At 60.4% G+C, this 12,947-nt stretch carries 9 protein-coding genes; 7 read left to right on the top strand and 2 right to left on the bottom strand.

Translation table 11 applies throughout. From position 1 onward, the window contains the following. Position 1: 1 nt before the first annotated feature. Both QOL84_RS15565 and QOL84_RS15560 read left to right on the top strand, forming a co-directional pair. Complete coding sequence (locus tag QOL84_RS15565) at positions 2-1,459, top strand: N-acyl-D-amino-acid deacylase family protein (protein ID WP_283437768.1); 1,458 nt, start codon at positions 2-4, stop codon at positions 1,457-1,459. A 151-nt stretch (positions 1,460-1,610) separates the two neighbouring features. Continuing rightward, positions 1,611-1,979: a glyoxalase superfamily protein gene (locus QOL84_RS15560; protein WP_129388804.1), complete on the top strand. Its 369-nt coding sequence runs from the start codon at positions 1,611-1,613 to the stop codon at positions 1,977-1,979. A gap of 395 nt (positions 1,980-2,374) precedes the next feature. Here the strand turns inward: QOL84_RS15560 and QOL84_RS15555 are convergent, their stop codons facing one another. After that, the gene (locus QOL84_RS15555; RefSeq protein WP_283437767.1) at positions 2,375-2,740 is read right to left on the bottom strand and encodes a DUF6124 family protein; all 366 of its coding nucleotides are present in this window, start codon (positions 2,738-2,740) and stop codon (positions 2,375-2,377) included. 478 nt (positions 2,741-3,218) lie between these two features. Then, positions 3,219-4,235, bottom strand: coding sequence for an AraC family transcriptional regulator GliR (gene gliR, locus QOL84_RS15550; protein ID WP_283437766.1), 1,017 nt, complete (start codon positions 4,233-4,235; stop codon positions 3,219-3,221). Positions 4,236-4,445: 210 nt separating this feature from the next. Here gliR and QOL84_RS15545 point away from each other — a divergent pair, with 210 nt between their 5' ends. From QOL84_RS15545 to QOL84_RS15525, 5 genes are all read left to right on the top strand, one after another. Continuing rightward, entirely contained in the window at positions 4,446-6,041 is a 1,596-nt protein-coding gene (locus tag QOL84_RS15545) for an FAD-binding oxidoreductase (RefSeq protein ID WP_283437765.1), read from the top strand. A gap of 5 nt (positions 6,042-6,046) precedes the next feature. Then, positions 6,047-7,642, top strand: coding sequence for a glycerol-3-phosphate dehydrogenase/oxidase (locus tag QOL84_RS15540; RefSeq protein WP_283437764.1), 1,596 nt, complete (start codon positions 6,047-6,049; stop codon positions 7,640-7,642). Positions 7,643-7,662: 20 nt separating this feature from the next. Beyond that, positions 7,663-9,231, top strand: a complete 1,569-nt coding sequence (locus QOL84_RS15535; protein WP_283437763.1) for an FGGY-family carbohydrate kinase — start codon at positions 7,663-7,665, stop codon at positions 9,229-9,231. Between the two features lie 229 nt (positions 9,232-9,460). After that, the gene (locus QOL84_RS15530) at positions 9,461-10,750 is read left to right on the top strand and encodes a phospholipase C/P1 nuclease family protein (protein WP_283437762.1); all 1,290 of its coding nucleotides are present in this window, start codon (positions 9,461-9,463) and stop codon (positions 10,748-10,750) included. A gap of 50 nt (positions 10,751-10,800) precedes the next feature. After that, positions 10,801-12,759, top strand: coding sequence for a DUF1302 domain-containing protein (locus tag QOL84_RS15525; protein ID WP_283437761.1), 1,959 nt, complete (start codon positions 10,801-10,803; stop codon positions 12,757-12,759). Positions 12,760-12,947 lie beyond the last annotated feature (188 nt).

The following is a 12,947-nucleotide window of genomic DNA, read 5'->3' as shown; positions in this document are numbered from 1 at the left end:
CATGCTGTACGACACCCTGATTCGCAATGCCCTGATCATCGATGGCAGCAACACGCCCGGCTACCAGGCCGACGTGGCCATCCGCGATGGCCGTATCGAGCGCATCGGCGATTTGTCCGATGCCACGGCGACTGAAGAAATTGACGCCGCCGGCCGCGTGCTGGCGCCGGGTTTTATCGACGTGCACACCCACGACGACACCGTGGTCATTCGTCAGCCAGAGATGCTGCCAAAGCTCAGCCAGGGCGTGACCACAGTGATTGTCGGCAACTGCGGGATCAGCGCTTCGCCGGTGACGTTGAAGGGCGATCCGCCGGATCCGATGAACCTGCTCGGTACGGCGGCAGCGTTCGTTTATCCGCGCTTCAGCGATTACCGCGCGGCGGTGGAAGCAGCGAACACCACGCTGAATGTTGCCGCATTAATCGGCCATACAGCGCTGCGCAGCAATCATCTGGACGACCTGTTCCGCACCGCGACGCCGGATGAAATCGCCGCGATGCGCGAGCAATTGCGTGAAAGCCTTGAGGACGGTGCGTTGGGTTTATCCACAGGTCTTGCCTACGCCAGCGCCTACAACGCGTCCACCGATGAAGTCATGCAACTGACTGAAGAGCTGACGGCATTCGGCGCGGTGTACACCACCCATTTGCGCAGCGAGTTCGCGCCGGTTCTGGAGGCTATGGATGAAGCTTTTAAAATCGGTCGACATGCGCAATCGCCGGTGATCATTTCCCACCTCAAATGTGCCGGTGTCGGTAACTGGGGGCGCAGTCCGCAGTTACTCGCATCGCTGGAAGAAGCGGCAAAAACCCACCCGGTCGGCTGCGATTGTTACCCCTATGCGGCGAGTTCTTCGACGCTGGATTTGAAGCAAGTCACCGATGCGCATCGCATCACCATCACCTGGTCGACGCCGCACCCGCAAGTCAGCGGTCGCGACCTGATCGACATCGCCGCCGAATGGAACCTGCCGCTGCTCGACGCCGCGAAACGCCTGCAACCCGCCGGCGCGGTGTACTACGGCATGGACGAGGCCGATGTACGAAGAATCCTCGCCCATCCGTTATCGATGGTCGGTTCTGACGGGCTGCCGGAAGACCCGTTCCCGCATCCACGCCTGTGGGGCGCTTTCCCACGCGTGTTGGGCCATTTCAGTCGCGATGTCGGGCTGTTTCCGCTGCACACCGCCGTGCACAAGATGACTGGGCTGTCGGCGGCGCGATTTGGCTTGAAGGAGCGGGGCGAAATTCGTGAAGGTTATTGGGCGGATCTGGTGTTGTTCGACCCGGCGACCGTACGTGATGTGGCGGATTTCAACGATCCGCAACGACCGGCGCAGGGGATTGATGGCGTGTGGATCAATGGCGTGTTGAGTTATCGCGACGGGCAGGCGAACGGGCGCAGGGAAGGGCGGTTTCTGGCACGCGAAGGTGATTTACGCGAAGGTTTTCATTGATCTCAATGTCCCTGTAGGAGCTGCCGCAGGCTGCGATCTTTTGATCCACGTCTCATAGTGGCACTCTGAGATTAAAGAATGTCGCGACCAAGCCGAATTGCTGACATCCACCCCAGCTACGCTGCGGGGCCAACCAGTCAGGGAGCACCCCATGAGCTTCGGCAAAACCACCCCGATCCTGCGGATCTTCGATGAAGCCAAGGCCGTTGAATTCTACGTCGACTTCCTCGGCTTCAAGATCGACTGGCAGCATCGCTTCGAGGCGAACTTCCCGCTGTATCTGCAAGTGTCGCGTGGCGAGTGTGTGCTGCACCTGTCCGAGCATCACGGCGATGCAAGCCCGGGTTCGGCGCTGCGCATCGAGACCGATGAACTGGAGGTTTTCCAGCAGCAACTGCTGGCCAAGGACTACAAGTTCTCGCACCCGCAGATTCAGGCCATGCCGTGGGGCAGCCAGGACATGACCATCGCCGATCCGTTCGGCAATCGGTTGGTGTTTACCAATGCGATTAGCCTCTAGAACGAAAAGCCCCTCACCCTAACCCTCTCCCGGAGGGAGAGGGGACTGACCGCGTTGTCTTGTCGTTATGCATCGACCTGAAAGATCTGCAGCGATTATGGATTCACGGCAGCACTTTCAGGTCGTCGTATTTAGCGAACATCCCACGGTCGCCCCCTCACCCTAGCCCTCTCCCGGAGGGAGAGGGGACTGACCCGGGGATGCTTGAGAGATACACCGACCTGAACCTGCTTAGTCGAATCCATAATCGACTCGGTCATTCAGGTCGATGTATAGCACCAGACACCTCGGTCGGCTCCCTCTCCCTCGGGAGAGGGCTGGGGTGAGGGGAAAATGACACACCGCAAAAAGAAGCCAGCCACCCAACCCTTCCAGTTGGGCGGTGGGCTTTTGCGTTACTCGGTCGGCACTAACCTGTCCAACACGCGATTAACCGCCATTTCCGCCACCATCACCACTTGCGCAATACCCTGCAAAGTCTTGCGGTGGGTGCCTGCAAACAGCGCCGCATGGTTGTTGAGCATCACAGTGGCGGAGCCAAGGGTTTCGCTGGCGTCGGCCAGCAGGGATTCGGTATCGGCTTCGGGGTTGGCCATGTACAGCGTGTTGGGGGAGTAGGGCGCGGCCATGAGGTCGGCATTTGGCGGGCCGAGATAGTGATCGAGTGCGCGCTCGGCGGCTTCGTGGAATCTCTTGGAATCGGGGGATTCGTAGGGGGATGCCGGGTCGGTGGCCGGCGGGTTTGGCGTAACTTTTAACATTAACCAGATCCTCAAATTAAGCTGGCCACCGCTTCTCTACTAAAAGAAGTGGAGGCAGCTATGCGCAGGTTAGTAGACCGGGGATCTGGGAAACCGGCGCGCCCGAGGGCGCCCTACGCACAGCCACCATAACGTTCAGGCAAGACCCGACTGCTTGATGAGCTATACGCCCCAAATATTCCGGGCTACTAAACCCGATCACTGGAAATCAGTGACCGAATCAAGTTACGCAGCATGCTCAGGGCGCACAAGCCGGCGGATTCTGGCTTAGGCGTAGGTTATGGCGCAAGGATTTGTGGGCTGTTTCGCGTAACGCCGGGTGTCCTTAAACATCATTTTTGAAATTGTTTATTGCGTTGTGGCGAGAGGCCTCATCGCGAGCAGGCTCACTCCTACAATTGATCTTCAGTGAACGCAGATTCTGTGTCCGACACGGCCCCCTGTAGGAGTGAGCCTGCTCGCGAAGAGGCCGGAACAATCACCCGCGATGCATCTGCCGAAACTCCCCCGGCGGCATCCCGCGTCGGCTCTTGAAGGTGCGGTGAAACGACCTCGGTTCGGTAAACCCCAGATACTGCGCAATGTCCTGAATCGGCAACGTACTGTTGAGCAAATAATGCTCAGCCAGCTCCTGGCGCAAATCATCCAGAATCTGTTGATACGACGTCCCCGCCTGATGCAACTGCCGCTGCAACGTACGCACTGAAACCGCGAGCTGCTCGGCCACCTGCTCCTTGCGCGGCAACCCCTCCTTGAGCAACTGCCGCAGAATGTTCTTCACCTGCTGCTCAAGTGACGCATCCGCAAGCGTCGCCATCAATCCCAGCGCATGTTCTTCCAGGGTTCGCAGCAATTGCGCATCCGCCTGACGCAACGGCAGCTGCAAATACGCCAGCGGCACGATCAGCGCCGAATACGGCTGATCGAACAACACCGGGCAATCGAAAAACGCCTCGTACTGCGCCGGCGTCGCCTCGGTCGGGCATGAATGTTCAAGCCAGACAGCGGCCGGCGACATCTGCGTATCGGCGATCCAGCGTGCATATTGCAGCCATGACCCCAGCACGTTCTCCACCAGATGCCGACGAATCCGCGGACGCTGATAACGACAGGTCCAGATCAGATGAACATGGCCATCCTGCACCTCGGCGCGACTGACGCCCATGTCGCCGACCAGTTTCTCGAACGGCATGATCCGGCTCATCGCATCACCGAGGGTCGCGCAGTTCATGGTGATGTAACCGAGCACGCTCCACGAATTGGGCAGGACGAAATTCGCCGCGTTGAGCCCGAACAACGGATCGCCCGAATGTTCGCAGAAATAATCCAGCAAGCGTTCATGCGCCTCGCCCGGCAAGCGCAGGGTGTTGTCGCTCAACTGCTGCGCCTGCAAACCCGCCGCCGCCAACGCAGGCTCGACGGCCATGCCCAGTTGTTCGGCGTGGCGCAGGTATTTGAGCAGCGGCGGAACCGAGGTGAAGCCAAGCGATTGCATGATCCCATTCCTTTGATCAACGGCAGTGGAGGCGGACGAATAGCCTGAAAGGTAATTTGAAACCCCGACTAAAGTAAATGGCTGACGCTTGCGCGACGTTTGACTCAATTGGCTACACGAACTGGCCGGATGCGACCGTGACACTTTGCGGCCGCTGGCTAGTATGGGGGCCTGAAATATCACTGATCTGACGGCAAAAAGGACACACGCATGCGACGCTGGAACGGCTGGGGAGATGCAACCACGGTGGTCGAACTGCCGGCCCAGGGCGCGGAGTTTCTTCATGAACGACTGGGCGAGGGGCGCGCGCTGGCCGATGCCACGCTTGAAGCGGCATTGGCGCGCGTACCGGCCTCGCGGTTGCAGGCGCATACCTTGTACAGCGTCGATGCCCATGACCGCTTGTTGCATGCCCGGGGCCAGAGCCTGCCGGACTGGCTGGCGTTGCGCGAAGGTGCGCTGGGCAATTATCCCGATGCCGTGGCGTTTCCCGAGACCTCTGAGCATATTCGCCAATTGCTGGCGCTCGCCCATGGACAGGATTTGTGCCTGATCCCGTATGGCGGCGGCACCTCGGTGGCCGGGCACATTAATCCGCCGGATTCAGCGCGGCCGGTGGTGACGGTGTCGCTGGCGCGGATGAATCGCCTGATCGATCTCGACGAACAAAGCCTGCTGGCAACGTTCGGCCCCGGTGCGAGTGGCCCGCAGGTGGAAAGTCAGTTGCGTGCGCGGGGCTACACGCTGGGGCATTTCCCGCAGTCGTGGGAGCTGTCGACATTGGGCGGTTGGGTCGCTAGCCGTTCCAGCGGTCAGCAGTCGTTGCGCTATGGCCGGATCGAGCAGTTGTTTGCTGGCGGAACACTGGAAACCTTCGCCGGGCCGATGCACATTCCAACCTTCCCGGCTTCGGCCGCCGGACCCGATTTGCGCGAAGTGGTGCTCGGTTGTGAAGGCCGTTTCGGGATCATTTCCGAGGTCAAAGTGCGGGTCAGCGCGTTGCCGGCGGATGAGCGTTTCTACGGTGTATTTCTGCCCTCTTGGACCAAGGCCCTGCAAGCCATCCGCCAATTGGCCCAGGCGCGCGTACCGCTGTCGATGTTGCGCCTGTCCAATGCGGTGGAAACCGAAACGCAACTGGCGCTGGCCGGTCATCCGCAGCAAATCGCCTGGCTGGAAAAATACCTGAAGCTAAGGGGGGCGGCAGAGGGCAAATGCCTGCTGACCTTCGGCGTGACCGGCAATCGTAGGCAAAACGCGCTGTCGCTGACCCAGGCGCGGCAGCATCTCAAGGCCTTCGGCGGCGTATTCACCGGCACCTTGCTCGGCAAGAAATGGGCGCAGAACCGCTTCCGTTTCCCTTACCTGCGCGAGAATCTGTGGAACGCCGGTTACGTGGTCGACACCCTCGAAACCGCCACCGACTGGAGCAACGTCGACAACCTGCTCAACCTCATCGAAAACAGTCTGCGCGAGGCCTTGGCCGCTGAAGGCGAGCGCGTGCATGTATTCACCCACCTGTCCCACGTCTACGGCGAAGGCTCGAGCATCTACACCACCTACGTGTTTCGCCCTGCGGCGGATTACCCCGCGACGCTGGCGCGCTGGAAAGCGCTCAAACACGCGGCCAGCCAGACCATCGTCGACAACCACGGCACCATCAGTCACCAGCACGGCGTCGGCAAGGATCACGCGCCGTATCTGTTGCGCGAGAAGGGCGCATTGGCGATGGATACCTTGCAGGCGCTGAGCAAACACTTCGATCCGGCCGGGCGCCTCAACCCCGGCACGCTGCTGCCGGAGTGACGGCCATGAGTCAGGACTGGAACGCCGCGTGGCGCCAGCAGATTCTGCCAACACTGGCGGGGGAAACCTGGGATCTGATCGTCATCGGCGGCGGTATCAGCGGCGCCGGCATCCTGCGTGAAGCGGCGCGCCGTGGTTGGCGTTGTCTGTTGCTGGAACAACGGGATTTTGCCTGGGGCACGTCTAGCCGATCCTCGAAAATGGTACACGGCGGTTTGCGTTACATCGCTAAAGGACAATGGCGCCTGACCCGTGATTCGGTGCGCGAGCGTCAGCGCTTGCTCGACGAAGCGCCGGGGCTGGTCGAGCCGATGAGTTTCATGATGCCGCACTATCGCGGTGGTTTTCCCGGGCCTCGGGTGTTGGGTGGTTTGCTAAGCGTTTACGACGCCTTGGCGGGTCGGCGCAGCCATCGTTTTCATGACGCGCAGCAACTGCGTTATCTGGCGCCTGGCGTGAAGGAAAATGACTTGCTCGGCGGCACCCGTTTTGTCGATGCACTGACCGACGATGCGCGGCTGGTGATGCGCGTATTGAGCGAGGCGCGCGCCGATGGCGCGGTCGTGGTTAACGGCGTTCGCGTCGAACATTTGCTGCGAGAAAACGGCCGAGTGTGCGGCGTGCAGATCGAAGATTGCGAAGCCGGCGCGACCCTGCAATTGCGTTGTGGTGTGCTCGCGGTGGCCACTGGTGCGTGGGCTGAACGCTTGCGCCCGACTGAGACTCCACGGCAATTACGGCCGTTACGCGGCAGTCATTTATTGCTGCCGAGCTGGCGTCTGCCGGTGGCGCAGGCGTTCACGTTTCTGCATGAGCGCGACCGGAGACCGGTGTTCGTTTTTCCGTGGGAAGGCGCGACGGTGGTGGGCACCACGGATCTTGATCATCGCGAAGATCTGGATCAGAGCGCGAGCATCAGCGCTGAAGAACTCGACTATCTGCTGGCCGCCTGCACGCAACAATTCCCTGGCGCAGAAGTGATGGCGAATGACGTGTTGTCGACCTGGTCGGGCGTACGTCCGGTAGTCGGCAGTGCAGCGGGCGATCATCAAGACAAACCCTCGAACGAAACCCGTGAACATGTGCTGTGGCAGGAGCCCGGTTGCGTGACCTTGGCCGGCGGCAAACTGACCACGTTCCGCCCGCAAGCCATCGAAGTGCTCAAGGCCTGCGCAGACATGCTTTCGCGTCCCTTCGTTGATGACGCCGCGCCAGTTTTTGCCGCCGCCCCTGCACTGACAATTCCGCAATTGAGCAGCCAGCAGTGGCGACGCCTGGCCGGACGGCATGGCCGCGACCTGCCGAGGCTGGCGCAACTGATCAAAGACATCGGCCACGCAACGGTCGGCGCTACGGATACCTTGTGGGCGGAATTGGCCTTCGCCTGTGAAGCGGAAATGGTTCTGCATCTGGACGATCTGCTCCTGCGCCGCACGCGTCTTGGCCTGTTGCTGCCTCGTGGCGGCGAAGATTATTTCACCGCCATCCGCCAACTCTGCCAGCCACGACTCGGCTGGAGCGACGAGCACTGGCAGCAGGAAGAACAGCGTTATCAGGCGTTGTGGCAACGCCATCACGGTTTGCCGGATGCCACGCGTTGATGCCCCTTGAAGAGAGCTCCATGGATAACCACCCGAACAAGCGTTACCTGCTGGCGATCGACAACGGCACCCAGAGCGTGCGCGCGCTGCTCTTCGATTTGCAGGGCAATCTGCTCGGCAAAGGCAAGGTTGAATTGCAGGCGTATTACTCGACGCAACCGGGCTGGGCCGAGCAGGATCCGGAGTATTACTGGGCGAAACTCGGCGAGGCTTGTCAGCAGGTGTGGGCGCAGACTGGCATTGATCGTTCGCAGATTGCCGGTGTTTCGCTGACCACTCAGCGCGGTACGGTGATCAACGTCGATGCCGAGGGCAAGCCATTGCGTCCGGCGATTCTGTGGCTCGATCAGCGTCAGAGCGAAGTCGAAGGCGGGATCAAAGGGCCTTGGGGCTGGCTGTTCAAACTGGTCGGCGCGCAGGGCACCGTGGATTATTTTCGTGCCCAGGCTGAGGCGAACTGGATCGCTCAGCATCAGCCTGAGGTGTGGGCGACGACGGACAAGTTTTTGCTGCTGTCGGGGTTTCTCACCCATCGTCTTTGCGGACGCTTCGTCGACTCGGTGGGCTGCTGCGTCGGCTATCTGCCGTTCGACTTCAAACGCCTGAAATGGGCTGCGCCGAGTGACTGGAAATGGCAGGCGCTGGCGGTGCGGCCCGAGCAATTGCCGACCCTGCACAAACCCGGTGAAACCCTTGGCTACATCACCGCTGAAGCCGCTCGCCATACCGGTATTCCGGAAGGCTTGCCGTTGATTGCGGCGGGTGCCGACAAGGCCTGCGAAGTGGTCGGTTCCGGCGTGGTCGATACGAGCACGGTGTGTTTGTCTTACGGCACCACGGCGACGATCACCAGCACCCGTTCGCGCTATCTGGAAATCGTCCCGTTGATTCCGCCGTACCCCTCGGCGGTGCCGGATCAGTACAACTGCGAGGTGATGATTTATCGCGGTTACTGGATGGTCAGCTGGTTCAAGAACGAGTTCGGTCTGCGCGAGATGCAGCAGGCGCAAGCGCAGGGTATCGAGCCGGAGCAACTGTTCGATGCGCTGGTCGATGCGGTGCCGCCAGGTTCGATGGGTTTGATGCTGCAACCGTACTGGTCGCCGGGGATTCGCGAGCCGGGTGTCGAGGCGAAAGGCGCGATGATCGGCTTCGGCGATGTGCACACCCGCGCGCATATTTACCGGGCGATTCTTGAAGGGTTGGCGTATGCGTTGCGTCAGGGCATGGAGAATATCGAGCGGCGTTCAAAGGTGTCGATCAAGCGTCTGCGCGTGGCCGGTGGCGGTTCGCAAAGTGATGCGGCGATGCAACTGACGGCAAATATTTTCGGCCTGCCGGCGGAGCGTCCGCATGTCTACGAAGCGTCGGGCCTGGGCGCGGCGATTTGTTGTGCGGTGGGGTTGGGATTGCACGTGGATTTCCCCACGGCCATCGCGGCGATGACCCGAGTCGGTGCGGTCTTCCACCCCCAACCCGAGGCACAAAAAATCTACGAGCAACTGTACAAAGACGTCTACCTGCGCATGTACCGCCAACTCAAACCGCTGTACCAGAGCATCCGCAAAATCACCGGCTACCCCGCCTGAAAACCCACCATAAATCCCCCTGTAGGAGCTGCCGAAGGCTGCGATCTTTTGATCTTGTTTTTTCAGATCAACATCAAAAGATCGCAGCCTTCGGCAGCTCCTACAGGGATCGTGTTGAGATTTGGAATGGCGCCATCGGAGAGTTTTTCTGGTGAGATCGGACAGTGTCAGCAGCGAGGTCGGTTGTTAGGCTCATCCCCCACGGCCTCTCCAATAAGAACCACAAGCCATGAAGCTGACCTTCCTCCTGTTGCTGCTTTGTGCAACGGCCCCGAGTGCCTGGGGCTGGTCGAACCATACGGTGGGCAGCTATCTGGCATTGCAGGATCTGCCGGCCTTGCGCGACGCGCCACTGGTCGAAGTCGAGCCGCTGGAAACCTTTCTTGCGCAGCAATACGAGGCCGTGAGTGCGCTGCTGGAGGAGCAGGAAACCTTCGCCCGCAAGCACTTCACTCAATACCCGCCGCGCCCCGACATCCTGAAATTACCCGCCACGCCGAGTGACAATCTGCGCCACGACTTCCTTACCGCGTTGCGCATCAATCCGCAGATTCATCTGGCGATGGTCATTCAGCCATTGCCGGGCAAAGACCTGCCCGAACGTACGCATCTGCAAGCCGATCAAGTCATGGTCGAACAGACCCTTTCACCATGGAATCGCCAGCGCTTTATCGTTGTCGCCGAGCATGAAAAAGTCGCCCCACTGGCGGTGCTGGCCAGCGCCGCCGATGAGCCGGATTACGGTCACGACATCAATCTGTTCAGCGACAACCCCGGTAACGTCGGCGCGCTCTACGGATTCGGCCCGCAGCCGTTCGGCGATGCACGGTTTCAATACAGCTCGCAGGCGCCGTTTCACATGGGCTTCTTCCACGAAAGCGCGGTGGTCTACGCGGCTGCCGGGTTCCTCGAACGCAGTTGGCCGGACTGGCGCGCGTATCAATACATGGGGCTGGCGCGACTGGCGTTTGCCAGCGGTCATCCGTACTGGGGCTATCGCTTTCTTGGCTGGGGCCTGCACCACATTCAGGACCTGACCCAGCCCTATCACGCCAAGCCATTGCCGGGCGTCGACCTCGCCAGTCTGCTGCTGCTGGAAGGCAAGGCAATCGCCGGTTTCGCCGAAGACAAACAGGCCGCCATCGAGCGCGTCGCCACGCGGCACATGGAAGTGGAGAAGTACCAGTCGACCTGGCTGCGCCGCTTGCTGCGCGTCGGTCAGGCGCATCCGATGCTCGACGCTTACGTCGATGTCGCCCAGGACAAACGCTATCCGCCGTACTCGGTGGACTACCTGCGTGAAGTGGTCAGCGCCGAGTCGGTCGACGATTCCGCAGCCTTCGACGAGGCCATCGGCCAGTGGCTTGCAACGGCGCCAGCGACCAGTGATTTCAGCAGCGGCAATCAGCTGCAACGGGAAAATTTCGACCATCCGGCGCTCAATCAGCAGCTGTTCAAATTGCTCGGCCATTTCGGCGCGCACAGCCGGATTTACGTCAGCGCGGGATTGGCACCCTAGCCCTCGCGGCAGGATAAAAAAACAATAAAAAAACAGGGAAGGAGGAACACATGATCAACACTCGATTGCGCCTGACGGGCGCCGCGCTGCCCGGTGTCGGCCTCGCCGGCTTGCTGCAACTGTGCGCAGTCGATGGCGCGCACGCGGTGGAATTCAGCGTGCTCGACAAACAGGTCACCGGCTCGTTCGACACGACCTTGTCCTACGGTCGTTTGTGGCGGGTGCAGGGTCGCGATAAAAGTAACGATGACGTCAACACCAACGACGGCAATCGCAACTTCGACACCGGGCTGGTTTCCGAGGTGTACAAGATCACCTCCGAGCTTGAAGCCAACTATCAGAACTACGGTTTGTTCATGCGCGGCACCGCGTTTTACGACACGCAGTTGATGGACAAGCGCAACAACTACTACGACAACAACAGCCCTTCGCAACCAAGCCAGAGTTACCCGCAGGACGACCGCTTCACCAGTCAGACCCGCGACATCGCCGGCAGCCGCATCGAGATGCTCGACGCCTATGTACACGGCAGTTGGGACGTTGCGCAGATGCCGGTGACCGCGCGTGTCGGCCGTCAGGTGTTCAACTGGGGCGAGGGGATTTTCTATCGCGGCGGGATCAACACCACCAACCCGGTGGACGCCGCGAAGTACCGTTTGCCCGGCGCCGAAGTGAAAGAAGTGCTGGTGCCGGTCGAGGCGCTGAGCTTCAACATCGGCCTGACCGATTCGCTGACCATGGAGAGTTTCTACCAGACCAACTGGAAGGAAACTCGCATCGATCCGGTCGGCACTTTCTACTCGCAGACCGATCTGTTCGCTGACGGCGGCAACACCGGTTACAACAATTTCAGCGGCACCGCACTCGATACGCCGGTGCCGGGATTTGGCAATGTCATCGGTTTGTACAGCGCGCTGGGCAACAACCCGTTGCTGGGGCCGGTGCTGAAATCCACCGGGCTGTACGCCAACGGGGTGACCCCGGCCTACGGCAATACCTTGAAAGTGGCGTCGATCGGCAAAGACTACAACGCGCGCAACGACGGCCAGTTTGGCTTCGCGTTTCGCTACATCGCCGAGCAACTCAACAGCACCGAGTTCGGTTTGTACATGGTCAACTACCACGCGAAGGAACCGACCATCGCGGCGGATCTCGGCGGTTACAAGGGCATCGACATGAACGCCCTGACCAACCTGCTGGCGGGCGTCGCGGGCGATCAGGCGGGAGCGCTCGCCAACGGTCTGGCCACCGCTGATGTGATGGGCAATATCCAGGCGCATCGGCGTTACGCCGAAGACATCCGCATGTATGGCTTCAGTTTCAACACGACGTTGGGCGAGGCCTCGGTGTTCGGTGAAATCGCTTATCGACCGAATCTGCCGATCGGCGTCGCGGCGACCAACGATTTGATTGGCGACCTGGCCAACGGTGCGGCGGTGGCGGTGACGGGTCGGTCGATCAATGTCGGTGGGCAGATGGTCAACCTCAACAGCGAGATCAACAACGCCGAACGTGTCGAAGCGTTCAACACCTCGCTGGGGACCATCTACAACTTCGGCCCGACGGCCTCGTTCGACTCGCTGTTCGGCATCTTCGAACTGGCCTCCGAACACCTGCGCGGCAGCAGTCTGCAATACACCGCTTATGACGGCACGAACCGTTATTACGCGGGTACCGGTAACTATTCCTATGTGTCGGGCGGTGATCGCGACGATCAGGTCAACCGTGATTCCTACAGCTACACGGCGATGCTCAACGGCACGTGGAACGACGTGTACGCCGGGGTCAACGTCTCGCCTTACATCGTTTACAAGGACGACTTCCAGGGCAACAGCTACCAGGCCGGCAACACCATCGAAGGGCGCAAGGCCTACACGCTGGGGATCAAGGCCAACTACCAGAACAAGCTCGAGGCCGAACTGCAGTACACCGAGTTTTACGGCGGCGGGCAGAACAACGGCATCCGCGACCGCGACAACGTCGGGTTCAACCTCAAGTATTTCCTTTGATACCCAGAATATCGACGCCCCCCTTGTAGGAGTGAGCCTGCTCGCGATGGCGGACTTTCAGTCGTTGTAGGTGTTGTCTGACACACCGCTATCGCGAGCAGGCTCACTCCTACAGGGGAACTGCGGAGCATTGCAGACCTCACTCCCATTTCGGAGATTGATCATGTTTCACACTTCACGATTGACCA

The organism is Pseudomonas helmanticensis (assembly GCF_900182985.1).
Classification (GTDB): Bacteria; Pseudomonadota; Gammaproteobacteria; order Pseudomonadales; family Pseudomonadaceae; genus Aquipseudomonas; species Aquipseudomonas helmanticensis.
The sequence above is the reverse complement of the archived record's forward strand: the minus strand, read 5'-3'. Positions and strand labels throughout refer to the sequence as shown.

What these genes read in the sequence shown, in the direction of transcription:
- QOL84_RS15565 (WP_283437768.1), top strand. Translation starts at nt 2, where the DNA reads ATGCTGTACGACACCCTGATTCGCAATGCCCTGATCATCGATGGCAGC.
- QOL84_RS15560 (WP_129388804.1), top strand. Translation starts at nt 1,611, where the DNA reads ATGAGCTTCGGCAAAACCACCCCGATCCTGCGGATCTTCGATGAAGCC.
- QOL84_RS15555 (WP_283437767.1), bottom strand. Translation starts at nt 2,740, where the DNA reads ATGTTAAAAGTTACGCCAAACCCGCCGGCCACCGACCCGGCATCCCCC.
- gliR (WP_283437766.1), bottom strand. Translation starts at nt 4,235, where the DNA reads ATGCAATCGCTTGGCTTCACCTCGGTTCCGCCGCTGCTCAAATACCTG.
- QOL84_RS15545 (WP_283437765.1), top strand. Translation starts at nt 4,446, where the DNA reads ATGCGACGCTGGAACGGCTGGGGAGATGCAACCACGGTGGTCGAACTG.
- QOL84_RS15540 (WP_283437764.1), top strand. Translation starts at nt 6,047, where the DNA reads ATGAGTCAGGACTGGAACGCCGCGTGGCGCCAGCAGATTCTGCCAACA.
- QOL84_RS15535 (WP_283437763.1), top strand. Translation starts at nt 7,663, where the DNA reads ATGGATAACCACCCGAACAAGCGTTACCTGCTGGCGATCGACAACGGC.
- QOL84_RS15530 (WP_283437762.1), top strand. Translation starts at nt 9,461, where the DNA reads ATGAAGCTGACCTTCCTCCTGTTGCTGCTTTGTGCAACGGCCCCGAGT.
- QOL84_RS15525 (WP_283437761.1), top strand. Translation starts at nt 10,801, where the DNA reads ATGATCAACACTCGATTGCGCCTGACGGGCGCCGCGCTGCCCGGTGTC.